Origin of the sequence: Sphingomonas sp. T1 (genome assembly GCF_902506585.1) — a bacterium.
Classification (GTDB): domain Bacteria; phylum Pseudomonadota; class Alphaproteobacteria; order Sphingomonadales; family Sphingomonadaceae; genus Sphingomonas; species Sphingomonas aerolata.
The window spans coordinates 1,243,134-1,268,413 of sequence record NZ_LR733875.1; the positions used below are offsets into that span (position 1 = coordinate 1,243,134).

Here is a 25,280-nt window from a genome sequence, read left to right on the forward strand (position 1 = left end):
CTGCCCTGTCATGCGACGCCAAAGCCGTTCGCCAGATACCAGTGTCTTGAGCTGGTCGTCGTGCAACGGCTCTGCCCCAATCACGTACGTCAAATCGGTGAGCTTGGCTTACCGTTCGCGCCGGTCCTCGTGATACTCCTCGAGGACCTCCTTTACGTCCTTGCGGTCTTCGTTCGACACTGCGTCAGGCGCCTTGTTGGCGCCTGACCGGCCGGTCAGGCAAAGACGCGAATGTATCGGAAGATGGTCTGAACCCACATCTTCCAGCACCTCCAGGCTATGCACCTTGAACTCGGGTGTGACGAACATGTGGTCGAGCGGCCAACCGAGCAGCGGCGTGCGCGCGGGGAAGGTCGCGAACGTGCCCCGGCCGATCCGAGCGTCGAGATAGCCTCCGACGCGTTTGAACAGCTGCGAGGTGTGCGACCATGCAACATCGTTGAAGTCGCCGATGGCCAATACTGGTAGCTTCGTACGGGCGGCGCGACTCGCCGCGATCGCGATCTCGGCGTCGCGTGCCTCGGTATCCTGTCCCGGAACGGGCGGGCGCGGGTGAAGCGCTATCACGCGAAATCGATCACCGGCCGTCAGCTCCGCATGGACCGACGGCGTATCCTTTTGTGCGATCGTTTCGATCCGCCCATCGCGCATCGGCAGCCGCGTGGCGAAGATCATGCCGTAGGTATTGCCGATCGGTTGTTCGAGCCGGTGTGGATAGCGCGCAAGCTGCTTGGCCAATGCGTCGGCCCAGCGCTGGTCGGTTTCCATCAATAGCAGGATATCGGGCCGAACCCGATCGATCAGCCGCGCCGTTCGCCCATAGTCTCGATTGGACTCCAACACGTTCAGCGAAAGGACGCCGAAACACCGGCTCTGCGCGGTTGAGGCATCATCCGCAAAGGCCAGCTCCGTCTTGGCAAGCGGTGTATACGGATAGATGCGATAGAGTTGCCACCCAGCTGCGACGGCGCACCCCAACGCGATCCATCGTCCTGCCTGCCGATCCAGCCACAGCGCCAGGCCTCCGCCCAACAGCAGGAGGCCGAGTATCTGAACCCGGGGAAAGTCCCAGATCCTGATCCACCATTCATTGGACTCGATGATGCTGAGCCCGGTTACGAGCATCAATACGCCTGTGAGGGCACGGATCGGAAATGTAGCTAGCCGCATTCCTGATGCCTAAGAGCGGCCTTGCCTTCGACCAAGCCCTATAACCTTCAGGCCGAGATATCGCCGGCGCTGCTGCCGAAGCCGGAGCCGTATCGCGGCCATGTTCGGTCGTTTGAGGAACGGGCGCGGCGGCGTCAGTCGCGACGATCGATGCCCGAAAGCCTTCCTCTCCGCAATCGACCTCGCCACCACGGGCCTGGTGTAACACTGATTAACGAGTCGTCACCCTAGTAACGGGAGTTCCACCGATTCGTCGGCCAAAACGCTCTGTTCAACGAATATTGGATCCCGACTCGGTTTTAGTAGATTGCCATATTAACCACGACCGGGCAGGACGGTCTTGCCGCGGGGCGGCAGCATAATCCATTTAACTCAAAGGAAATTTTATGCGTTATTGGCAGAACGGCAAGCCTTTCAAGGGTTAAGTCGAACATAAAGGACGACTCGCTATCTGATAGTGGGTCGTCCTTTGTTTTTGCATGCTATGGCATTGATAAAATTGTTACAGTTTTTTTACGTTATGATGAATCGACTGGAAAAGATTCATTCTTGCGACAAGCGACGGCTTCTGGTTTCTTATCCCGGATAACTTCTGGATCGGAATAGCCTGTCTGACGGTTTTCAGCCGCCTTAGGGTTGCTGTGATGATACCGAAGATGTTGGCGCCAGGTATGAGACATGCTCTGCCGACCATAATCTAAATCATCTTTACCTCCTGCTGCCCACATTGCGCGGTAACCGGTAATTTAGCGCCGAATGACGGCGCCGATGGCTCTTCAGGGCCCTTTCACCCAGCGCTAATTCGCGGATCTTATCAGGTGGCTGACGCTGCTCGACAGAGTGAACGCCGTACTTGAACTCACCTTGATACACACCGAGAATAAGTACTCGCTGCTTTCCAGCGCGTAGGCAGGATCGCACGCAAAGGCGGCGAGGCACTCTTGGTCCGCATCGGCGCGACCTTACCGAACCGCAAAGCGGTCAGTTCACCAGACTTCGGGCGATACAAGTTCATCATTTTACGTATCACGATCGCGCCGCGGGTCGGTGCGGCGGCGTGAACGACGGCCTGATCGCACCGGGACGTCCACCAGCAAACGGTGTGAACCGCGATACGTCCGCCGGTCCTATCCAAGCCGGCGACACTTGCCTGACATAGAGTCGACACGGCATCATCGCGGCCGCGCCCGCATGCGTCCGCGACGCTGCCGCCCTCAGACGAAACTTCACCCAGCGGCATGTCAGATCCGCAGAGTCCCCTCTGTCGCGGACGTCAGCGGCACGTCCTTGCCCGTTGTAGCGGAGGCTGACGCACTCCGCGCCAACGGGCGCCGATCGAAAGAGCCTTCAATAGGAATTACTGAGAAGCCTTCGCCTTGGGATCGAGGGGTTTGGCATACTCGATCTTCGCCGCGTTCCGCAGCGCCGCCTGATGCTGAACGATGCCTGCCTGGATGCGGTCACGTGCGATCCCCTGCTTGGCGAGTTCATTGATAGCAGCAGAGCTCGCTTCGGCTGGACGGACGCTTATGACATGATTGGCGATCGCCGTTGCACCTTCGAGAATAACTAGTGGCTCACCGTTCACCGTCGTCATCAATCGACCGAGTGCGTTACGATCCAGACTTGCGCTGTCGAGCTCCACCGTTGCCCGCTGATAGCTCACGCCCCGGCTATCCAGAACTGCTGTCAATTCCGCCAGTGTCTTTGCCGGCTTCATAGCCGCGATCAGGCTCGGATTATTTGGTGCTGGAAAACGAATCTGTTCCACCGACAGTGTCCGGCGCTCCCTACTCAGTTCGGGATGCTTCGCTAGATACGTCTCGACGTCGCGCGTCGTGACCGGTTGAGGCACACCTGCTGCGACCGATTGCAACGCAAGGTTCGCCATCACGATATTTTTGGCACGCTCCACGGCAAGAACAGCGTTCGGCTTCTTGTAAAGACCATCACGCTCGCCGGCCTGGATGACCAGCTTTCGATCGATAAGGGCCTGCAGGGCCTTTGGCTGAAGGTCTTTCGAGTTTTGCGCGTTGGCCCCGCTCAACCCCAGCTCGAAATTGAGTTCGCTTTGCGTGATGGCTTCGCCATCGACCGTAGCAACCGTCTGACCGCTCGGTCCGGCCTTATTACAGGCCGCTGCCGCCAGCGTGAGTGCGAGTGCTGCGGCAGACAGGGTTTGCCGCTTGGTGATGAAGAACCTGGAGGATGCTGACATAAGCAATTACCTTAGACATAATGCAGAAGGAAACGAGATGGGAACCGTATAGAACTGGCTAAGCGTCGTGATTTTTGCGGGGCTTGCGCGATTTATACCTGCGGCGATCGATGGATGAAAAGCCGATTGATACGGTGTGGTGCTATTTGCTGTCCGCGCTGAGCAAGTGACGTGAGAATGAGGGCGCTGCCGCTCCCGCCATATTATGGTCGCGGCGAGACTTGACGATATATTCAGTGCCTTGCGACCGCCATCGCCTATGCGTTGATCGGGCCAGCGAGAAGTGCGCGGCCGGAGGGGCCGCAGGACTCGAACAATGTTTTCGCAAAGCCCATCATGGTTGCCTCTGCAGCGTTGGCATCCGGATCGATGATCGAAAATCGTATCAACGCCCCATCTGGGACAAGGCCGGCCAGGTTCTGCATTGCGATGGACCGTCGCTGATCGTCCCACGACACCGGGAAACGATTCCCCAGTCGAGTCCAATAAAGAACCTGCTCTGTACGGGTATCGCGCACGGTCGTTAGGAAGCGCCCTGGTGCACTGATGCCTTTGCCCAGAGGAATATCCACGTCTCGTATATCGGTGATCGTAAAACCGGATCCGGGGTAGCAGGACTCAGGACGATGCACCATCAACATGCCGCTCTGCCGATACGCATAGGCGATCAAAAGCATGATGGGCGGAGCGCCATCGGCACCGTAACTGCGCATCAGCTGCTTCTCATAGACGGCTGCCGCTTTTGCTTCATCCTCGGGGGGTAGAACAAAGCTGACATCCGGCACCATCGCCCAAGGGGCTGCTTGCTTTGGAATGGCGTCGTTCAGGTTTCCGGAAGGAATGGCAACGACAAGCTCGGTAGGGCGTCGAGAATAGGTGACGCCTGCGGTTATGCCGAAGGCGAGACCCAGGGCAGCTTCTCGTCGAGTAAATCGAGCGATTGTCATGTCGTTACTTTCGGGCCCAACGTGAAACAATAGGATGCAGCACCGCATCCAGTCCCAGCAGCATAAGCAATGCCAGGATAAACATGCCCATGCCGACCAGCTCGTGCGCCAGACCCTGCGCGGCCTCTTCCGAGATGTAATAGGTCATTAGCACCAAGATGATGATACGCAGAAAGTTTGCCGCTATAGCCAATGGTATCATCAGCGATATCAGCAAGAGCGCGTAGCGAGGCGCATTGCCATGCCGCAGATAGACGTAGAAAACGCCCAACGCACAAATGCCGATCAGGGAATTTATCCCGGAACACGCCGTTGCGACCAGCAACTGATATCCGCCAATCTGGATGACCGTTCCGGTACTCCCGATGGGCAGACCGAATGCGGCCAGCAAGTTTACGGAAGCATCGGAGATCAAGTCCTTGATGGGACGCGTAGCGACGAAAACCCAGTTCTCCGGCGGCGTGATGATGAACAGCAGGTACACCAAAGGGAACCACAGCCTCTTGAGCGCCTCCTTACCGAGATAAGTCCATAATAATACTACGATCACGGTGTAGAGGGACAGAGCCTCGATCGCCAAGATGCTGGTAATTCGCCCTACGGAATAGAGGAGCAGCGCGGGGACCAGCAGCAAGCCGACAGGAAGGAAGGATTGGCGCTTGGCGACCTCCCACGGCCGCGCACGCCAGATCAGCCAGAGCGCGGAAATGAAGATAATGGGCCCGTGCGCGCCCTGTTCGGTGGACCAGCTGACGGTCGCCAGCCGGCTCACTGTCGGCAGGATGAGGCACGCCAATCCTATCAGAAGCGGCCACCACCGCGCTGTCCAGCGCGCCAGGCCGCTACCGACGTCAGTCCACGACCCGCTTGGCTGCGGCCGCGCCTCTACCCGTATCACGCATTTCTCCCGACGACTTATGAGCGGTAAGGCTAGCGTCTTTTACCCAATATTCAAAGCCATCGCCACGATCGCCGAGAATGCCATCGCCCGCACCATTGATAGGCCACCCGTATCGCCCCGGGACAAGGCGAGGCCATACCGCCCCTATCAAGCAGCGCGCGCCCATGCGCCGAAACCGCGCTTTCCGGCTGCCTGGGGGCCGGCCCCCAGGAGAGCATAAGGCCTAGCGGTGCTCGAAGCGGAACGTGCCTTCCGGCCCCGTCTGCGACGAAGGAAGGCCGATTGTCCCAAACTTGGACATTATTGAGATCATGGGGAAATCTCAGCGTTATATCGGTTTGCGAATCGCCATGCCCCCCGGTAACAGCTTGTTAAGTATCAAATAGAGGGAACCATCATGAAGCGTCTACTACTCTCGACCATGGCATTCGCATCGGCTTTCGCGATGGCCCCTGCAGCTCACGCAGCGGATTTCGTTCCGGGCAACCCCGAGTTCACCGTAAGCGGTGACATCACGGACGGTACTGTTTCGGCAGACTTCGGTCGTTCGGGCATTGCGTCGGGCATGTTCACGGATACCTTCAACTTCATCATCGATCAGACTGGTCTGGCCAGCGGCACGCTGAGCACGAACACCACGCGCCTGACGAGCTCGACCGATCTCGACATCCTGTCGGTGTTCATCAATGGCTTCGCAGCCACGAAGACCATCGTCGGCAACGCCGAGTTCTTCGAGATCAACAACGTTGCGATCACATCGGGTGCGACGAACAAGATCGTCGTCAACGGCATGTCGCGTGGCAACGGCTCCTATGCCGGCACCGCAACCTTCGAGCCGACGGCAGCAGTTCCCGAGGCTGGCACCTGGGCAATCATGCTGTTCGGTATCGGCGGCATCGGCGCATCGATGCGCGTTCGTCGTCGCCAGGCGAAGATCGCATTCGCCTAAGCGCATTTCACAGCTGGTCCCAGCGCCCATCTGTGTGAAGGCAGCCGTCAACCTTTCGAGGTTGGCGGCTGTTTTTGTTTAGTCTACGGCGCGGACGGGTCGACGAAAGGATCCATGCGGCGCGACCAGCGCCGTTGATCGATACTTGGGCAGGCGGGATGGTCCATGCTGCGCCCAAAGGCACAAACCCCGAGATCGCGAACGCGCCTGAATGGATGCCGCCAGTTACTAAGCACAAGGCCTGGTATCGGCACCGATCGGTCGACAACCGCTCCCAGCCAGGTAGGCGGCTGCGAGTGGCAATGAGCACCCTTGTGCGCCGTTCTGCGATCTTTAGATCCTCAAGTACAGGCGGAGAGCTGTAACATGAGTTTACGGTTGGAGCATGTTACCAAACTTGCACACAGCAAAGAAGGCCTGAGAGCTGCCTACGCCGCGGGTGTTGATCATCAGCAGAATGGCTGGCTGAGATATCCCCCATGCAAATGGGATCATCCCGCAATTCTGGCTTTTGACGAAAGCGGAACGTGCGTTGGCGGTATCAATTGGGGCGAGGACCATGATGATCGAACGCTCACAATTACGTTCGCGTGGGGTTCGCCTACCGCTCCCGCAGCCTTTGCTGCCGTGCTATCGCGATTTCGGAAAACTCATCTGAACGGTTGGTTCACCGAAATCCACTTCACGATATCGACGCATAACGAAGCCATGCAAAAGGCTGTAAAAGTACTTGGGCTTGTTCCCCGGGCATTCACCTTTGAGATGCCGGTAAAGGCTATGGCCAGGTCTTGATGGCAAAAAAATGCCCGGCTTGGTAAGCCGGGCATTTTCGAGTTTAGCCGTTATCGGGCTTCACGGTATTCCAATATCGCAAATTGGCTCATGATTTTATTCATGACAATATTTGCCAGTCATCACTCCTGTACGCCTTACTATTTCTCTAGTAACACATTGCATTATGCCGTGCAGGATGCGTTAATTAAAAGAATATAAGAACACAGGATGTGGACTGTTTAGCCCCGGATGGGCTTGCCGATTGGCCAGTAGCGCATGTGAATCCCCCTCATTGAAAAAGTGTCTGTCTTTCGACAAGGAGACATATGCAGCAAATTCATTTCGTAATTGCGACTGCAAGCGGTTTAAAGTGCATTAACCGCAAATTGTGAATTTCAATTTGCTGCGCGTATGATGATGCACTGACGCTCTCAGAGCCTTCACCCGTGAACAGGGCGCCCGAGCCTCGCCGCCAAAATGGGAGGCGGCAACCGCTTGCGCGCGGAAGTCACCAGGCCATGGTGATCGACAGGGTCGCCAACGGCACGACATCGGCGGTCGTGCCACCGGGAGCGTCGAGCCGGGCCAGCTGATGGTCACGGACCACGGCGAGGATTTCGCCCTGCAACGATGCCGTGGCGCCGGCGATCTTGACGGGCTGCGCGACCGCCACCCCGGCGCTGCCATATACCCTGTCGCCGCTGTCCGCTGCATAGAAGCCCCGCCAGCCGACACCGGCCGAGACCGGCACCGTGAGCGTCGGGCCATCCTTTCCCCGTGTCAGTGCAAAGGCGGGGGCGATGCCGGCGATCGTGTAAAAACCCCCCTCGCCTTTGGTCCGCTTCGTCGCGGCGAAACGCGGCGCGAGAAATCCCACTGCGTTATCGCCGGTGTAGAGGATCGTCAGGCTGGCCTCGTGGGTCGTGCTCGCCACCCCGTTGGGGCTGGCCTTGATGGCATAGGCCGCAGCGGTGGAGAGCCCATCGACAGGCCGCCATGCAAGAGCGACGATCGTGTTGCTTTCATACCAGCTGCGCGGGCGCGACCGCTCATCGGCGCGCGCCGCGTGAAAGCCGTTCGAGCTTTGCCCGACCAGGAACAGGGCGCCCTGCCCGTCCGCGCGGCGCGTCAGCACCGCGGCACCGCCGACCGAGAGATGGACCGGGACTCTGCCAAGGCCGGCATCATCTTCGTCATAGGCGCCGCGCGCATAATCGCCGTTGCGGACGTCGACCGTGACAATCGGATGGACCGTCCCATCGCCGACATCGACCTCCGACAGCGTCGCGTCTTCGGTATCGATGAACGGTACGGTCTGCGCCGACGCGTGGGACGCGTCGACACACGCACACATCGCCGCCAGACCGATCAGCGCCTTGGCGGTCACGCGGTGCGTCGCACCAGCCAGATGGTATCCCCGGCATCGTCGACGACGAAGATCGCGCCATCGTCGCGCGTCTGCACGCTCGCCGGTCGACCATAGACTTCGCCCGACTTTTCGTTCGCGACGAACCCCGTCAGGAATGGCTGCGGGGCGGCAGTCGGCCTGCCATTGGCAAAGGGGACCGCGAGGACATCATAGCCGATGAACGCGGACCGGTTCCACGATCCGTGCCGCGCAACATAGGCGACCTGTTGCGTAGCGGACGTTCCCTTGGCGAACGCCACGCCCAGCGCCGCGGCATGCGGCCCCACGGCAACGTCGGGAAGCAACGTCGTCGCCAGCAACTCGCGCTTGGTATTGGCGTGACGCGGATCCTGCTTGCCGTAATAGCTGTAAGGCCATCCATAGAACCCGCCGTCGCGAACGCCGACGAGATAGTCGGGTGCGATATCGTCGCCGAGCTGGTCGCGTTCGTTAACCGCCGCCCATAGAATGTTCGTGCCGGGTGCCCAGGCCATGCCGACCGGGTTGCGAAGCCCCGACGCGTAGAGACGCTCGCGCCCGCTACGCAGATCGATCGCGAGGATGGCCGCTCGTCGCTTCTCCTCGTCCATGCCATGCTCGCCGACATTCGAGGCGGAACCGACCGATACGTACAGCGTCCGCGCATCGGCGCTCAGCAACAGGTTGCGCGTCCAGTGATTGTTGTAGCCCCCCGCGGGCAGCGACACGAGCGGCTGCGGGGTTGCGGTCACGCGCGTCTGGCCGGGCGAAAACGGAACGCTGACGACGCCGTCGGTATTGGCGACGTACAGCCGCCCGTTCGCATATTGCATCCCGAACGGCTGGTTGAGCCCGTCGATCAGCACGAAACGCTGCTCCGCGACTCCGTCGCGGTTCGCGTCGCGCAACAGGGTGATACGGTTGGCGCTGAAACCCGTCGTCTTCGACAGCGCCTGGCCACGCTCGACGTCGGGCTCGGCATCCAGTTTGGGCTTCGTGCGCGCCTCCGCGACCAGCATGTCGCCATTGGGCAGCAGCAGCGCCTGACGCGGATAGTCCAGACCGCCCGCAAACTTGATGACCTCATACCCTCGCGGCGCCACGGGTTTGCGCCCGTCGGGCCAGCCGATCGTCTTCGGGTGGTTGACCACGGACGCAGTCGCATAGGGCTCGGCCTGCGTCTTCAGACCCAGCACCGGCGGTGGGGTCTGCGCCATCGCGCCAGCTGCCAAACCCGATGCGCTGACGGCGGCAAGGATCGTCCTCATAATGTCTCCCGGAACATGACAAGAGTGTAACCCTCTCACAATCAACGATATCCATGAGGCTACCAGCGCCGCGGATTAATTTGGCGATGTCGCGACCGCTTTCCTCGGCAACGCCCCCCGGTCACCACCGCGAAGCCACCGAACCGCCGCCGGAGCGAGCTGCCGCCGACATGACAAAATTTTCATCTCGGCCGTGGCACCATATAGCGCCCGCGCGTTGTCGCCGTTCGTCAGAGAATGGGATATCATGCCGAAAACATTGACTATTATCGGCATGGGCGCCTGCGGCGTTGCCGCCTTCGCCGAAGCCGTCACGCGATTATGCTATGATCCGGGCGACGGATGGATCCTCCATCTGGTCGAGCGGGACGACGAGCTTGCGCGCGGTCTGGCCTTCGGCACGGAACAGCCGGGGCATCGCCTGAACACCGAATCCCGTCTCATGGGGCTCTATGACCGCGAGCCGGGTCACTTCCGGACCTGGCTCGAGGCACGGCGCGCGGCAGCCGGGACGCCGCTCGATCCCGATGGCGTCGAATACCCCGAGCGCCGTGAATATCGCCTCTACATGCAGGAGGTCCTCGACCAGGCGCTCGACCAGGCCCGGCGCGCGAGGATCGACGTTCGTATCCACCATCAGGAAGCCGTCAGCATCGAGGGCGACCATGATGCGGCGACCATCACGTTCTCGGACGGATCGACGGTCGCGACGGACGTCGTTCTTCTGACGATCGGCACGCCCGATCCCGACCGGTTCGGCACCCTGAACGGCAAGCCCGGCTATTTCGACTCGCCCTACCCCGCCGATCGCATGATCAGGGGTATCGACAGCGATCAGTCCGTCGTCATCCTCGGCAGCCGCCTCAGCGCAATCGACGCGGTGATGACGCTGCTCGACGAAGGGCACCGCGGACATATCCACCTGATTTCGAAGGAAGGCCTACTGCCGCGTGTCGAAATTCCCGCACCCGAGACGGGGTATGACCGCCAGCATCTCACGCTTGAAAACGTCCACCGGCATATCCGCGAACGCGGCGCCGCCTTCTCGGTCGTGGACCTGTTCCGCCTCTTCCGCATCGAGGCCGAGACTGCCGCGGGACGGACGATCGACTGGCAGGCCGAGGATCGCGCCGACGGTGACGCCCAAGCCGCACTGCTACACGACATCGCCGCCGCGGAGGCCGGCGACGAGCCGTTCCAGCGCATCTTGACCGCCGCCCGCCATGATTCCACCGCGATCTGGAACCTGTTGCGACCTGCCGACCAGAAACGGTTCGGCCAATGGCTGGCGCCGCATTTCGCCGCAGCGCGGTTCGTCACGCCGATGGTGAACGCGCGGCGCCTCGCCGAGGCGATGACGCGCGGGCAGCTCAGCGTCCGCGGGCGGGTCGATGAAACCGTCGCCAACCCGACCGGCAGCGGCTTCGTCGTCCGGTTCACGGCGGGCGAGACGCTCGAGACGCCGGTCGTCGTCAACGCCACCGGCCAGGCGACCACCCTTGCCGAGATGAAGGAAACGCTCGTCAAGGATCTGCTCGCCAAGGACTGGCTGCAACCACACCCGGTCGGTGGTGCCATCGCACACCGCGCGACCTGCCGGATCATATCGGCCAGCCGAGACGCACCACGCATCTACGCACTCGGCCAGTTGCTCAACGGCGAGTTGCGCGACACCAACGCGGTCTGGTTCAATGTCGAGTGCGCGGGCCGCGCGATCGACGATATCCTGCGCCAGCAATGAGCGCGCTCGGCAACATCGCGGCGGCACTACTGCCGCTTTATGGCGTGATCCTGCTCGCCTGGGGCGTTGGCGCGCGCGTGCCCTGGGCGGCGAAGCTGTTCTCGACCATCCTCGTCTTCGGCCTCATCCCGTTGCTGGTCATCGACAAGGTGCTCGGCGCGGAAACGCACCAGTTGCTGGTGATCCCCCCGCTGATGTTCGGGGTCGCCGCGCTGATGAGCATCCCTGCCCACCGGTTGGCCAAGCGGCTCGGCGACGATTTCGATCCCAAATTGCTGTCGGCGTCCTTCTCGTTCTTCAACGTCGCGTTCTTCGGCGTGCCGGTCAGCCAGGCGCTGTTCGGCGAGGTCGGCGTCTCGACGGTGATCTGCGCCTATATCGGCAGCGCGCTGTACGGCGACACGATCGGCTATTTCCTGATCGCGCGGACCAAGGAGGGTACGCGCAAGGCCGCGACCAAGGCGCTGCGCGTGCCCGTCGTCTATGTGATCGTCGGCGCGATCATCGCGAAATCGGCGGGTGTCACGATGCCCGAGGCGGCGTCACCCATCCTGTCGGTTGCCGGTACGCTGGTGTCGGTTCTCGGCATGGCGGTCATCGGCCTCAACCTTGCAGAGACCGGCCGCGACGACTGGCGGCCCCGGATGATGACGCGGATCCTCGGCGTCAGGCAGGCCAGCGGACTCGTGCTGATCGCCACCGCACTTGCGCTCGAAGCCGCGTTCATCGGCATCCTCGCACCCCGCGACCGCGTCATCGTCGGGCTGATCGCGCTGTTCCCGATCGCGAGCAACGTCACGCTGTTCGCGACCCTTCTCGACACGAACCGCAAGGCCGCGGCCGTCCTCGTCGCACTGTCGAGCGTCGTCTCGCTGATGCTCGTCCTGCTGGTCGTCGGCGTGTCTCACTCGGCGATACCGAGTTAGGGATTGCGCAAAGCACTGCGGTGCGCCCCCTGAAACAATCTCGGTAGTATCCGGAACAGACACAGTCACTTGGCGCTTTGGATGTCACGCATCCCGGGAGCTGAACCATGACCGATCCAACACGCCGCACCTTCGTGTCGGGCGCCGCCGTCACTGCTGGCGCGCTTGCCGCGACTACCGTTGCCACTGCGGCGCAGGGTGGCGGCAAGCCCGCCGCCGCGCCGACGCCTGCCGCTGCCGCCTATCCCAAGCCGCCCTATCCCGTCCAGCGTCAGCCCTGGCCGGGTCTCGCGTCGAAGATGACGCCGCGGCCCGATCATGGCGAGACGAGCTACAAGGGGTCGGGCAAGCTGACCGGCAAGCGGGCGCTGATCACGGGCGGCGATAGCGGGATCGGGCGCGCTGCGGCGATCGCCTATGCGCGCGAGGGCGCGGACGTCGCGATCAACTACCTGCCGGCCGAAGAACCCGACGCGCGCGAAGTCGTCGCGCTGATCCGGGCGGAGGGACGCAAGGCCGTCGCGATTCCCGGCGACCTGCGCGACGAACGCTTCTGCCGCAAGCTGGTGCAGCAGGCCGCCGAACAGCTTGGCGGGCTCGACATCCTCGTCAACAATGCCGCGCGCCAGCAGACCCGCCCGGGCATCGCCGATATCTCGAGCCAGGATTTCGACGATACGATGAAGACCAACGTCTATGCGCCGTTCTGGCTGACCAAGGCCGCGCTCGAGCGGATGGGTGCAGGCGCGGTGATCGTGAACACCTCTTCGGAGCAGGCCGGCAACCCGTCGCCCGACATCGTCGATTATGCACTCACCCGCGCGGCGGTGCTGAACTTCACCAAGAGCATGGCAAAGCAGGTCGCCAGCCGCGGGATCCGCGTCAATGCGGTCGCGCCGGGCCCGTTCTGGACACCGTTGCAGGTCAGCGGCGGCGCTACGCCTGAAAAACTGCGCAGCTTCGGCGGCGATTCGCCCATGGCGCGTGCGGGCCAGCCGGCTGAAATCGCCGCGCTCTATGTCGCAGCGGCTGATCCGTCGCTCAGCTATTCGACCGGGCAGATCTTCGGGTCGACCGGCGGCAATGGCCAGCCCGCCTGACGAGTGTTGTCGCGCTGGGGCTCGAAGCATCAGCCTCGAGCCCCCAGCGCGACGCCCCTTACTCGACCAGGGCGACGCCATAGCCCGCGAGGTCGAGCGCGCCGGGCAGCTTGCGTCCCGTCAGAACGTCGCGGGCCGTACCCGACTTCGCGCCGGGCATCGCCACGCTCAGCGCACCGGACGTCGTATTGACGTAGAGCGTCCGTCCTTCGACCGTGCGCGCGACCACCCCGTCGGGAGTTGCCGGCCCCGTCCGGATCTTCAGCTGGGCGTAGAGCGACCGAATCAGCGGATCGATCAACCCCGGTTGCGCCGCGGTCGCGAGATAGATCGCCTGCCCCTTGCCGAATGTGTTGACGGTGATCGCCGGGCTCTTGTCGGGCGTGTTTTCGAACCGCGCGAGGACCTTTGCCGTGCTCGGCTCGAGCACCTCGTAATAGGGGTCCGTACCGCTGAGTTCGCGGCCCTCGAAGCGGACGCGGAGCGGCTGTTCGGATCGGTAGAAGGCGTTGGTCCGCAACCCGAGCACGTCGGTCATGCCGCCCGGCAAGGGCGTGCCGAACCATTTCCCGGTCGCATCCACCTTCGCCGAATAGCCCGTCATGACGACCGTGCCGCCGCGCTCGACGTAACCCCGTAGCGCCGCCGCGATCTTCGTATCGACCAGATACGCGCTCGACACGATGACGAGCTTGTAACTGTCGATCGGGTCGTGGCCGATATCGATCACCGCCGCATCGATATTGTCGCGGTAGAGCGGCGCAAACGCCGCCTTCACTGCCGTCGTGTAGTCGGTCTTGAAATATTCGGGCGTGGTGTTCGGCCCGGGCGGCGGGCTGGTCAGCCACATCGTGTCGAACGAATAATGCACCGCGACCTGCGGCGGGTCGTAGCGGGGGAAACCCATCGTCTGGAGCTGGCGGAACTCGCGCGCGATCTGCGCGAATTCGCCCACCTTCCACGACGGCCGGTCGTCATGGTCGACCAGCCCGAACAAGGCCTGCTCCTCACCGCCGAGATGAGAATTGAAGGTCCAGGCGAGAACCGTCTGCGCATAATGCAGCAGCCCGAAATACGCCCACATCCGCGACCGCCCGGGTGTACCGTAAAAGCCCCCGCCTCCGGCAGTGAACTCGTTGAACCAGACCGGCGTCTGGTGCCCTGCCCGGTTCATCATGACCTCGAACCCCGCACCCAGCGGGTCGCCGGGATAGAATCCCTGCGCGCCATAGGTCGAGACATCTTGCCAGGAGCGGAGATAATCGAACCCCTTGGTCCCTGCGGTCGGCCAGAAGTTCGACGCGACCGGCAGGTTCGGGGCAAAGCGCTTGCGGATCGATTCGAGGTCCTTCAGCGCGCCGATCGTGTCGTCCGACCAGAAGCGGCGCAGGTCGAGATAGCGCTCATTGGGCCCCGGACCCCGGCCATAGGGAAGGTCGACCTGATCCCAGTCGCCGATCCGGCGGGACCAGCGCTGCGTCGCCCATGCGGTGTTGAGCGCGTCGACCGTCCCGTATTTCTGCTTCAGCCAGACGACGAACCGATCCCGGTCCGCCGCCGAATAGGACATCTGGCCGTTGCCGATCTCATTGTCATAGCCCAGCGCGATCACCGCGGGATGCTTGGCATAACGCTGCATCATCCGCTCGGCGAGCCGACCGGCGAGGCGACGATAATCGGGATCGCTGATATTGTCCCAGTAGCGCGAGGCGGCGTTGACCCGCACCCCGTCCTGCGTGACGATGTCGACGCCCGGATAGCGCTTGTGCAGCCAGATCGGTGCCGGCTGGCCCGGAATGTCGACGATGACCCGGATGCCCGCCGCCTGCATCTGACGCAGCACATCGTCGAAGCGCTCGAAGGTGAACCGCCCCTCTTCGGGTTCGAAATAGTCCCAAGCCAGATCCCCCATCCGGACCATGTTGAACCCGGCCGTCTTCATCACCGCGATATCGCTGGTGATCTGCGCCGGGCTGCGGTCGACGGGCTGATAACAGGTGCCGACGAACAGCTGCCCCTTGCCGGGCCAGCCGGGATGGCCGGCGGCGCTCTGCGCGCCCGCAGGAGCCGTGAGCAGCGCCGGCGCGGCCGTTGCAAGGGTCAACATCAGGGCAATGGATTGCGCGCGGCGGCGTAACATGGAGATGGTCGTCCTTATCGAAGCGGTGCCCACCGTCGGGGGGCGCCGGTACTGGGCCAAGCTGGCGAATGGGTGGATTGGTGACGCGGGGACCTGACGCTCAGGCAAAGTCGATCCGGAACGCGCTGGCGTGGCGGGTCGGGAGTGTCGCGGGCACGTCGATCACCAGCGCCTGCCCGGTCTGACGAAAGCGGATCGGCCCGCGATGGCCGAGCAGGCGGACCGCCCGCACCGCGCGCGGCTCGTTCGGATTGCCGAGCGCCAGCGCGGCGATCGCCACGGTCCCCGCAGGCTCGCCGAGCGTGATCGCGAACAACTGGTCCTTCTTGGTCGTGAACCGGATATCGCGCGGCGTGTAATCCGCTTTTTCCGAGAACATGCCCGCGGCGGTTTCGGTCGGCCCCTCGCCAAAGATCTTCCAGGGCCGCGTGCCGTGGATCGCCGGCGCGTTGACCGCCATCCACGGCGCCAGTTCCGCCAGAAGCGTCTCGGACTCGGGTGGCAGGCTGCCATCGGGATACATCACGACGTTGAGCAGCATGTTGCCGTTCTTGCTCACGATATCGGCGAGCATCGTGACGATCTGGCTGGTCGTCTTGTAGGGGTGGCGGTCGTTGAAGAACCAGTCGCCATTGGAAGTATCGGTCTGCCACGGCAGCGCATTGATGCCCTTGAGCACCCCGCGCTCGACATCCTCGACCGACGCCTCGCGGTGGAATTCCCCAGACCCCGAATTCTTGCAGGTATAGACCGCTTCGAGCCGGCCGCGCCGCGCGATGCTGCCATTGTAGAGATGCGCGACGAGGGCGCGGCCTACGGCCCCGAACGGCAGCCCGCCATCCGAATAGAGCAGGTCGGGCTGATAGCTGTCGACCAGATCGACGATCCGGTCGAACCAGTGCCGCTGATAGGCGGCGTTCGTGGTGTACCAGGAGGCCGGCGTGTTGCGGTAGGGCTCGTCGCGATTGCCGTGATAGAGATCGGCGTTGGCGGGATCGGCACCGTCATAGTCCAGCCCGAGCTTCGGCCAGAACTGATCGTACATCTGGTTCGGATACCACCAGGTATAGCTCGCGGCGAGATGTTCGGACACGCCGAAGCGCAGCCCGCGCCGCGTGGCCGCGGCCTTCCATTCCCCCACCACGTCGCGCTTCGGCCCCATAGCCACCGCGTTCCAGCGCTGATGCTTGGAGCGCCACAGGTCGAAATTGTCGTGATGCACCGCCATCGAGACGAAATATTTGGCGCCCGCGGCGGCATATTTGTCCATCAGCGCGTCCGGATCGAACCGGTCCGCAGTCCATAACGGCAGCAGGTCCTTGTAGCCGTGCTCCGACGGATGGCCGTAGGTCTTGAGATGATGCTCGTAATGCGGGTGGCCGGGGACATACATGAAGCGGGCGTACCAGTCGCCTTGGCGGGGTACGGCCTGCGGGCCCCAATGCGCCCAGATCCCGAACTTCGCGTCACGAAACCAGTCGGGCGTCTGATAGGTCTTGAGCGAGGCGACCGACGCATCGAAGCGTCCCGCGGGGATTGCCGGGCCGCCGCGTGCTGCGCCTGCCGGAGCCGCCGCAGCCCCCAGCCGCGCTGCGCCGACCCCCAAGGCGCCGAGCAGCGGTGCGGCCAGCACGTCGCGCTTGCTAAATCCCGCCATGTCTTCTCCCCTTTTGCCCGATTATTGTTCGATGCCCGCGGTGCCTGCGGGTTCCAGCGTGACGAGCGCGATGTCGTTGCTCCGCATCGGCACCGTGACGCGCGTCGATCCGTTGCGACCGACCCGGACGGTCCGTTCCTGTTCGGGCAGATCCTGCGTGGCCTGCTCGAGCCCCTTGCGCTGCGCGGGATCGAGCGACGCGGGCATGCCCATGTCGATATAGAGCGAGAGCGGGTCGTTCCGGCGATAGCCGGTCCGGCGGATGGTCAGCCGGTACGTCCCCGCAGGCACGTGATCGAAGGTCAGCGCGACCGGCCGGGCCGCGACCGCGGGCACCTGCCGCGTGTAGAAGGGCTTGTTGCTCAGCGTCTGGACCGGCTGTTGCCAGTCCCAGACCACGGCCGCGATCCGCGCGCCATCGGCGGCGGCGAGCACCGTGTCATCCGCCACGGGTATCGCGCGGCCCTTCAACGCGTTCAGATATTTATACGCGAACCAGGCCGGCTTGCGGATACCCTCGCGGTTCATCAACCCAAACCCGCCATGAAAGGGCGTCGGCGGCGGGCCCGGCTCCTCGAACAGGTCGGTATAGGTCCAGTAGCTCATGCCCTGCGCATAGGCCCGCGACTGCTTCAGCTTGGTCAGGATGTACGGCGCGCTGATATAGCTGTCGTGGACGAAGTCGCGCGGCGTGTAGCTCGTGCTCCATTCGGTGAAGTAGAGCGGCAGCCCCGGATAGGCCGACGCCTCGATCTGCTCGCGAACGCGGCGCACGTCGCCGACCACCGCGTCGGGCGAGGCCGACAGCTTGGTGTCCTGCTTGCCCTCCTCATCGAGGAAACCACCCTCGACGCCATAGGTGTGCGTCGTCACGAAATCGATCGGCACGGCGTTCCGCTTCGTAAAGGCAAGGAGCTCGGGCACCCAGGCCGCGCCCGCGGTCGATGGCCCACCGACCCGCAACGCCGGATCGATCGCCTTGATCGTCCGCGCGGTGTCCGCATAGAGATCGAAATACGCCTTCTGATCGGCCTTTTCCCAGAAGCCGTCGAGATTGGGCTCGTTCCAGACCTCGAAATACCAGCGGCGAACCTCGTCGGCGCCATAACGCTGCCGAACATGGCGGACATAGGCATCGATCAGCCCGCGCCACAGCGCCGGATCGGGATGCGAGGTATTGCCCTTCCAGTAGAAGATCGTCTGCTCCGACGTCCGCATCGCATTGGGCGTGAAACCGAGCTCGACGAAGGGCCGGATTTTCTTGGCGAGCAGCGCATCATAGAGCTGGTCGATCTTCGTCCAGTCATAGACGATCCCCGCATCGGTCTTGCGCACCGTGCCGAGGACGTCGTGGAAGATGTCGTGGAAGCGGATGTAACGGAAACCGAGCTCGTCGACCGCGGTCTTTAGCTGCGCCTGGCTGTCGCTGCGGATCAGCGTGCCCGGGAAATCCGAACCGATCGACAGATCGAAGGATCGATCGACCGGGCCTGCCGCCTTGGCGGTATCGATGACGACGCGGCGTTCGCCCCCACGGGCAACGGGGGCCGCTGCGGCCGGCAGAGTGCCCAACGCTACGACTATTGACGCAGCCATTCCCGCGCTCGACGCCCACCGCATACCCGCTCCCATTCTTATACGAATTGCCATGATGGTAGCGCAATCAGGCGGAAGGGCAAGCTTTGTCCGACAAATAAGCTTTTTAGCGATCGCTGTGCCGTGCCGATCGTATCATGCCGCGGTCCGCAGCGGTGCCGCACAATGCCGGGCGATAAAGTCGGCGTGGCGCGGCATCGCCTCGGCGGTCTTGGCGACCATCTCTCGCACATGGTCGAGGAACATGGCGCTCTCCGCCACCGGCAGCCCCGCGGTCAGCGGATCGACCGACGCCGGCCGGATGCCCTGCCCGAGCAGGACCGCGATCCAGCTGTCGGGGGTGAACAATTCGCCCTGCTCGCGAAAGATTCGCGCCCGGCCCGCCCAGAGATCGAGCTTGGCCTGCAGCGACGGCGGCAGCGTCATGCTCTGGCAATGGCGCCAGAACGCCGAATCCGTCCGCGTCGTCGCATGGTAGTGAAGGATGATGAAGTCGCGAACCTGATCATACTCCCGGAGCATCTGCCGGTTATATTCGGCAATCTCGACCGCGCTGAACCCGGTATCGGGGAACAGGCTCATCAGCCGCGCGATACCCGACTGGATCAGATGGATGCTCGTCGATTCCAGCGGCTCGAGAAAGCCGCCGGCCAGCCCGATCGCGACGCAATTCCGGTCCCACAGCCGGTCGCGCCGCCCCGCGACGAACCGCAACTGGCGCGGATCGGCGAGCGGCGGGCCATCCAGTCCGGCCAGCAGCACGCGCAGCGCGGTGTCATCGTCGACATGGTCGCTCGCAAAGACATGGCCGTTGCCGACGCGGTGTTGCAGCGGGATCCGCCAGCGCCAGCCGGCCGCTTCCGCGGTCGCGCGTGTATGCGGCGCCGGCGCATCGCGGGGCGCACTCGGCACCGCCCAGGCACGATCGCATGGCAACCAGTGCTGCCAGCTCGTAAACTCGACGTCCATCGCATCGCCGAGCAGCAGCGATCGAAACCCGCTGCAATCGATGAACAGGTCCCCGTTTATCGCGCGCCCGTCCGCGAGCCGGACCGCCTCGATGAAGCCGGTCCCGGCATGCCGATCGACCGCGGCCACGCGCCCCTCGATCCGCACCACCCCCGCCGCCTCGGCACGGTCGCGCAGATATCTGGCATAGAGCGCGGCATCGAAATGGAAGGCATAGGACAGCGTCGACAGGACCGATTGCGGGTTCGCCGAAGGTCGCATGAAACGCCCGTTGCGCGCCGCGACCGTGGACAGGCAATAGTCGCCGATGGCCCCCGGGATGCCGGGTTGCGCGAGGCCTACCTGACGCAGCCAGAGCTGGTGGAAGGCCACCCCCTCGACATCGCGGCCATGCGTGCCGAACGGGTGGAAATACGCGTCGCCCAGCCGCCCCCAGTCGCGAAACTCGATCCCCAGCTTGAACGTCGCCCCCGTCGCGCGGACGAACTCGTCCTCGTCGATACCCAGCATCCGGTTATAGTCTAGCAGCGAGGGGATCGTCGCCTCGCCCACCCCGACCGTGCCGATCTCCTCGGATTCGACCAAAGTCACCGCGACGCCGCTCTCCACCAGCCGCGCCATCGCGGCGGCGGTCATCCACCCCGCCGTCCCCCCGCCGACGATGACGATCCGGGTGATGCGGGCCGGGCCGGGATCGATCACGCCGCCGCTCGCGCACCGAAATGATGGTGCTGCGCATAGGTGACCAGATCGCGGTTCGACGGCAGATTGCGGACCGCATAGTCGGCCTGACGCCGGACCTCGGCAAACGCACGCCGCGCATCCTCGGCATAGCGCAGCGCGCCGGCCTTTGCGCTTAGGTCGGTCTTCCAGCCCATGCCGTACAGGACATATTGCCAGCTGGCGTCGGTGAAGATGTCGACCTGCCCGTCGATGTCGAGCTCGTTGGGCGGCCGGAACCGCCACCGGTCGAGCAGCTCGAGCAGGCTGTCGGGGATCGAGGCGTCGGCAACATTGTCGCGCCAGAACGCCGTGTCGCGCCGTTCCGAGATGCAGTAGTGCAGCTTGATGAAATCGAGCGCACGCTCGTAGCGGCGCAGCATGTTGGCGTTGAACTGGCGCGCCGACGTCTCGTAATCGCCGCCCCAGGGGAACAGGTTCGCGATCATCCCCGCCGAGACTTCGGCAAACGCGATCCCCGTCGCCTCGAGCGGTTCGAAAAACCCGCTCGACAACCCCACCGCGACGCAGTTCTTGACCCAGTTGACCTCGCGGTACCCCGCATCGAACTTTAAATGACGCACCTCGGCCTCGTCGCCGCCGGCGCCCAGATAGCCGCGGAGCACGCGCTCGGCGGTCTCGTCGTCGCTATGGTCGGATGAATAGACGTGCCCGATGCCACGCCTGCGATCGAGCCCGATGTCCCAGATCCAGCCCGACTCCTGAGCGGTCGAAATCGTATAGGATGCGATCGGATCGCCGGGCTTTGCATAAGGCAGTTGCGCGGCGATCGCGCGGTTGCAGAACAGCACGTCGCGGCACGACCGGAACGGCACCTTCATCGCCTTGCCGATCAGTTCGGCACGAAAGCCTGTGCAATCGATATAGAGATCGGCGTCGAGCATCCCGTTCCGCTCGGTGCGCACCCCGCCGATTGCACCATCTTCCGCGAGCAGCACCTCGGACACGGTGTCGGTCAGATGCCGGACACCGTTCCTGACCGCATGCTCGCGCAACAGCCCGGCGAGCGCCACCGCATCGAAATGAAACGCGTAGTTGAGCGGCCCGACATAATCGGGGTTGGTCGCGAGCTTAGGCGCACGCATCGCATCCGCGGCCTTTTTTTGCGGATTGGAGACCTCGTCCCAATTCTCTGCGCCGCCATGCCCCAGCAGCCAATAGGGCAGCAGATCGAGGCCGTCGCTCGCATCGGCGACCTGGAACGGGTGCGAGTAATGATCGGTGCGGCCCTGCCCGGGCGCGTGGCGCCAGTGGACGAACTTCGCCCCCTGTTTGAACGTCGCGCCGCATCGCCGGATCAGCTCGGCCTCGTCGATGCCGATCGTCGCCAACGTCCGCCGGATCGTCGGGAAGGTCCCTTCCCCCACGCCGAGGATGCCGATGTCCTTGGATTCGACCAGCGTGATCGAGACCCCGCCCGCCAGATCGGCGCCGAGCCGTTTCGCGAGATAGCCCGCGGTCAGCCAGCCGGCGGTACCGCCGCCAACAATCAGGATCCTCTTCCGCATCACGCGCTCCGCTCCGTCCCCTGCCGACAGCGCGTCGACAGGGGACGCATCATCGTCAGAAGGCGAGGTTTATGCCAGTGCTGATACGGCGATCGGCCTGGAACCAGCTGCGTCCGACCAGCTTGCCGCCGGGATACCCACCCATCAGCGTCCGTTGCGTCGCGGCGGTCAGGTTGGTCCCCTGCACGCCAAACGAGAACTGGTCGTTCACCTTGAACCGCACACCGGCATCGACCGAGCCATAATTGCCGCCATAGATCGGCAACGCGATCTGTGTCGACGCATCTTGGCCGCCATCCTGGTTAGTCACGACGCCCGGCGCGCTATAATAGGTATAGGTGCCGTTCGTGCCGTTGCTGTTCGTCGACAACAGATAGCGCGAGCGCCAGGAATAAGCGACGCGCAACGAGATCGGGTTGCGCTCGTACAATAACGTCGCGTTCAGATTATGCTTCGACAGACCTACCAGCGGCGCGTCGTTGCGAGCGGCGCCGGTGATGTCGCGGTAGACATCGCCCGGATTGCTGCTCTTGATGAAGGTGTAATTACCCTCGAACCCGATCCCGGCAAGCGCGCCGGGCAGCATGTCGAGGAAGAACCGGCCACCGGCCTCGACGCCCTTGACGGTCGCCGCCTTGGTCGAGTTGACATAGTCGGTGGCCGATGCCGCCACATTCTCGGTCGTACCGTCCGTGAACTGGATCGTGACCTGCCGGCTGGTCAGCGCCTAGATCGGCAGGTTGGTCAGCCGCTTGTAGAACGGGGCGAGATGGAACGACGTGCCCGCCCGCCCGTAATACTCGAGCGAGAGGTCGACATTGTTCGACAGCGTCGGCTTCAGCAACGGGTTGCCCGTGTCCGCGGTGAAGTTGTTGAACGTGCCGATCCCGCCGGGCGTCTGGCTGGGGGTCGTTGCCACGCCGATCGAACCCGACGCACGCAGCGCGTTGAAGCTCGGCAGATCCATCGTGATGTTGTACCCGCCGCGGACCTTGATCCGGTCGGTCGGCGAATATTCGAGATTGATCGACGGCAGCACGCGCGTGAAGTCCGCCTTGCCGCCGCGGGCGAGGAACGTGTTCGCCAGCGTCACCTGCGCGCCGTCGCGGATGAAGACGGTCCCGCCATTCTGCTGGATGAACCCGCTGCCTTCATTCTCGATATGCACGACACGCACGCCGACGTTACCGGAAATGCCGCGTGCGCCTTCCTCGGGCCCGAAGCGGAGCAGTGCATAGCCCGCGATATTCTCGGTACGATTGTTGACCTGATCGCCCGGCAGGACGAACCCGACAGGGCGGATCGCCAGCGTGCCGTCGGGGTTAAACTGGCCGCCATAGCCGGTGACCGGGAGCTGCCCCTTGGACGAGCAATTGCTATAGAGAGGGCTGGCCACGTTCGGTGTCGCGGGGTTGTTGTCGTCGTCAACGGTCGCAGGGCCGCAGAAGCCGGCGGGCGGTGCAGTCACCAGCCCGGTGCGATTTTCGTTGAAGCGCGACGCCAGATCCTCCGACGCGAACATCAGGTTGCCCGGCAGCGTCGTGTTGCCGCGGAAGAAGTCCTTGAACGCATGGCTGGCGACGTCGCCCGGCGCGGCGTTGGCATAGGTCAGCTGCGGATCACCGTTCCAGCCGCGACCCAGCGCGGTCCAGTTATAGCCGTTCGACAGATCGCGCTCGGTCCGCTTGGCATAGCGGCCGCCGACCTTGACCGACCGGAAGAAGCTGTTGTCGAACGTATATTCGGCATCGAGCTGCCCTGAATCGAGCCGCCCCTTGTTCCGTTCGTTGTGCGGCATCGACGCCGTCCAGAAATAATTGGCCGGATCGGCGAACGACGCCTGCGTCGCAGGACTGACGGTGATCTGCGGCAGGTCGCCCGTGAGATCCATGCCGAAGCTCTGGCCGAAGCCGACGTCGCGGAAGATGTCGAGACGATCATAGACCTGCCGCGAATCGACGCGCTGCAGCGATCCCTTCAGCGACACATGGCTGTCTGTGGGCGCCCAGACGAACGACAGCGAATAATCGCGCGTCCGCGTGTTGCTCTCGACGAACCCCTTGTTGCCGCTGCTGTTGACCGACCCACCCGTTGGGGCAAACGTCGCCGTGTCGCGGTTGAACAGCGCGCTCGTCTTGGTGAGCAGGCCGTTGCTGTCGAACGAGCTGCTCGCCGGATCGACCGCCAGAGTCTGCGAATCCAGCTGCGTGCCGTAATCGCTCGACTGGCTCTTGTAGCGCGACTGGAAGAAGCTGCCGGTGAAGGTCAGCGATTCGGCCGGCTGCCACTGCGCCGCGCCATAGATGCCGTAGCGCTTGTACTGAAACGCCTCGTCGCCATAGGCGAAGCCGCTGGGGACGTACCGCTCGTTGCCATCGCTGAGCTTGGTCTTGAAATACGGGCTGACGCGGATGAACTGCGACAGCGAGCTGAACTGGCTGAACGCGACGTCGCCGAGCAGGCCGATCCGGCCGATCGGCGTATCGAACGAATCGGTGATCAGCACCGACCCCGACGGATCCGCCTTGTTCGCCATGTCGCCGAGCGCGAGTTCGCCGGTGCCAGCAATGTGGAACTTGCCGTTGAAGTCGAACGGCATCTTTGTGCGCAGGTCGATCTGGCCGCCGGTGCCGCCCTCGATCAGGTCGGCCGTCGATGCCTTGTAGACGTCGACCGCCGCCATCAGTTCGGGCGTGACGTCGCTCCACAGGATTGCGCGGCCGTTGTTCGCGCTGAAGATCTCGCGGCCGTTCAGGCGTGACGCGACGCCCGTCAGGCCACGGACCTGAACGCCCGACCCCTGCACCGAATAATGGTCGGGATCGCCGAGTGCGGCAAAACGGACGATCGAGACGCCCGAGACGCGCTGCAGGACTTCGGTGATCGAGTTGTCGGGCAGCTTGCCGGCATCATCGGCGACGACCGAGTCGACGATCGTCTCGCTGCGACGCTTGCGCTCGTCGGCAGCCTCGAGCGCGGCGCGACGGCCGGTGATGACGATATCACCGTCCCCGGCCGCATCGGCCGCGGGTTGACCGACCTCCTGTCCCGGCGTCGCGGCCTGGGTCGTGTCGGGCGACACGGTCTGCGTTTCCGCCTGCGCCCATGCAGCGCTGCCCGCGCCTGCTGCCAGCAGCGCCGCAAGCGACACACCGACCCGCATCGCGATCGCTACACGCCCACGTGGCCCCGAATTCAGAACGAACGCCTTCATAACCCCTCCCCATGCCGCAGCGCATCAGACGCACCACATCAGCAACGGCGCATCTGTAAACGAATGCTACCGCT

At 63.4% G+C, this 25,280-nt stretch carries 18 protein-coding genes; 5 read left to right on the plus strand and 13 right to left on the minus strand.

What is annotated here, in order from left to right; genetic code table 11:
• Positions 1–108: 108 nt before the first annotated feature.
• The 4 genes from GV027_RS05555 to xrtV all read right to left on the minus strand — a co-directional run bounded on the left by GV027_RS05555 (position 109) and on the right by xrtV (position 5,233).
• Complete coding sequence (locus GV027_RS05555) at positions 109–1,125, minus strand: endonuclease/exonuclease/phosphatase family protein (protein ID WP_159511222.1); 1,017 nt, start codon at positions 1,123–1,125, stop codon at positions 109–111.
• Positions 1,126–2,527: 1,402 nt separating this feature from the next.
• Positions 2,528–3,388, minus strand: coding sequence for a hypothetical protein (locus tag GV027_RS05560; RefSeq protein ID WP_159511223.1), 861 nt, complete (start codon positions 3,386–3,388; stop codon positions 2,528–2,530).
• Positions 3,389–3,645: 257 nt separating this feature from the next.
• A complete protein-coding gene (epsI, locus tag GV027_RS05565) occupies positions 3,646–4,335 on the minus strand; it encodes an exosortase-associated protein EpsI, V-type (RefSeq protein WP_159511224.1) in 690 nt (229 codons plus the stop codon).
• 4 nt (positions 4,336–4,339) lie between these two features.
• Positions 4,340–5,233: an exosortase V gene (gene xrtV / locus GV027_RS05570; RefSeq protein WP_236559056.1), complete on the minus strand. Its 894-nt coding sequence runs from the start codon at positions 5,231–5,233 to the stop codon at positions 4,340–4,342.
• A 400-nt stretch (positions 5,234–5,633) separates the two neighbouring features.
• Here xrtV and GV027_RS05575 point away from each other — a divergent pair, with 400 nt between their 5' ends.
• Complete coding sequence (locus GV027_RS05575; protein ID WP_159511226.1) at positions 5,634–6,185, plus strand: FxDxF family PEP-CTERM protein; 552 nt, start codon at positions 5,634–5,636, stop codon at positions 6,183–6,185.
• 366 nt (positions 6,186–6,551) lie between these two features.
• Positions 6,552–6,977, plus strand: a complete 426-nt coding sequence (locus GV027_RS05580) for a hypothetical protein (RefSeq protein ID WP_128082073.1) — start codon at positions 6,552–6,554, stop codon at positions 6,975–6,977.
• A 490-nt stretch (positions 6,978–7,467) separates the two neighbouring features.
• Here the strand turns inward: GV027_RS05580 and GV027_RS05585 are convergent, their stop codons facing one another.
• Positions 7,468–8,346, minus strand: coding sequence for a hypothetical protein (locus tag GV027_RS05585; RefSeq protein ID WP_159511227.1), 879 nt, complete (start codon positions 8,344–8,346; stop codon positions 7,468–7,470).
• Positions 8,343–9,614 carry a PQQ-dependent sugar dehydrogenase gene (locus GV027_RS05590; protein ID WP_159511228.1) on the minus strand — a complete coding sequence of 424 codons (1,272 nt, stop codon included), beginning with the start codon at positions 9,612–9,614 and terminating at the stop codon, positions 8,343–8,345. Before GV027_RS05590 ends, GV027_RS05585 begins: the two co-directional genes overlap by 4 nt.
• A gap of 247 nt (positions 9,615–9,861) precedes the next feature.
• On the opposite strand from GV027_RS05590, the gene GV027_RS05595 reads away from it, so the two are divergent.
• The 3 genes from GV027_RS05595 to GV027_RS05605 all read left to right on the plus strand — a co-directional run bounded on the left by GV027_RS05595 (position 9,862) and on the right by GV027_RS05605 (position 13,381).
• Complete coding sequence (locus GV027_RS05595; protein ID WP_159511229.1) at positions 9,862–11,355, plus strand: FAD/NAD(P)-binding protein; 1,494 nt, start codon at positions 9,862–9,864, stop codon at positions 11,353–11,355.
• Complete coding sequence (locus tag GV027_RS05600; RefSeq protein WP_159511230.1) at positions 11,352–12,281, plus strand: AEC family transporter; 930 nt, start codon at positions 11,352–11,354, stop codon at positions 12,279–12,281. Before GV027_RS05595 ends, GV027_RS05600 begins: the two co-directional genes overlap by 4 nt.
• A gap of 107 nt (positions 12,282–12,388) precedes the next feature.
• Positions 12,389–13,381: an SDR family oxidoreductase gene (locus tag GV027_RS05605; RefSeq protein ID WP_159511231.1), complete on the plus strand. Its 993-nt coding sequence runs from the start codon at positions 12,389–12,391 to the stop codon at positions 13,379–13,381.
• 58 nt (positions 13,382–13,439) lie between these two features.
• Here the strand turns inward: GV027_RS05605 and GV027_RS05610 are convergent, their stop codons facing one another.
• The 7 genes from GV027_RS05610 to GV027_RS05640 all read right to left on the minus strand — a co-directional run bounded on the left by GV027_RS05610 (position 13,440) and on the right by GV027_RS05640 (position 25,206).
• Positions 13,440–15,488, minus strand: coding sequence for a beta-galactosidase (locus tag GV027_RS05610; protein WP_236559057.1), 2,049 nt, complete (start codon positions 15,486–15,488; stop codon positions 13,440–13,442).
• Positions 15,489–15,621: 133 nt separating this feature from the next.
• A complete protein-coding gene (locus GV027_RS05615; protein WP_159511233.1) occupies positions 15,622–17,178 on the minus strand; it encodes an alpha-L-fucosidase in 1,557 nt (518 codons plus the stop codon).
• Positions 17,179–17,199: 21 nt separating this feature from the next.
• On the minus strand, positions 17,200–18,750 hold the full coding sequence (locus GV027_RS05620; RefSeq protein WP_328799385.1) for a GH39 family glycosyl hydrolase: 1,551 nt from the start codon (positions 18,748–18,750) through the stop codon (positions 17,200–17,202).
• A gap of 159 nt (positions 18,751–18,909) precedes the next feature.
• Positions 18,910–20,445, minus strand: coding sequence for a tryptophan halogenase family protein (locus tag GV027_RS05625; RefSeq protein ID WP_236559058.1), 1,536 nt, complete (start codon positions 20,443–20,445; stop codon positions 18,910–18,912).
• Entirely contained in the window at positions 20,442–21,992 is a 1,551-nt protein-coding gene (locus tag GV027_RS05630; protein ID WP_159511235.1) for a tryptophan halogenase family protein, read from the minus strand. The genes GV027_RS05625 and GV027_RS05630 overlap by 4 nt, the downstream gene beginning before the upstream one ends.
• Before the next feature lie 55 nt (positions 21,993–22,047).
• Complete coding sequence (locus tag GV027_RS21780) at positions 22,048–22,665, minus strand: TonB-dependent receptor domain-containing protein (protein WP_159511236.1); 618 nt, start codon at positions 22,663–22,665, stop codon at positions 22,048–22,050.
• Positions 22,666–22,719: 54 nt separating this feature from the next.
• Positions 22,720–25,206 carry a TonB-dependent receptor gene (locus tag GV027_RS05640; protein WP_159511237.1) on the minus strand — a complete coding sequence of 829 codons (2,487 nt, stop codon included), beginning with the start codon at positions 25,204–25,206 and terminating at the stop codon, positions 22,720–22,722.
• Positions 25,207–25,280 lie beyond the last annotated feature (74 nt).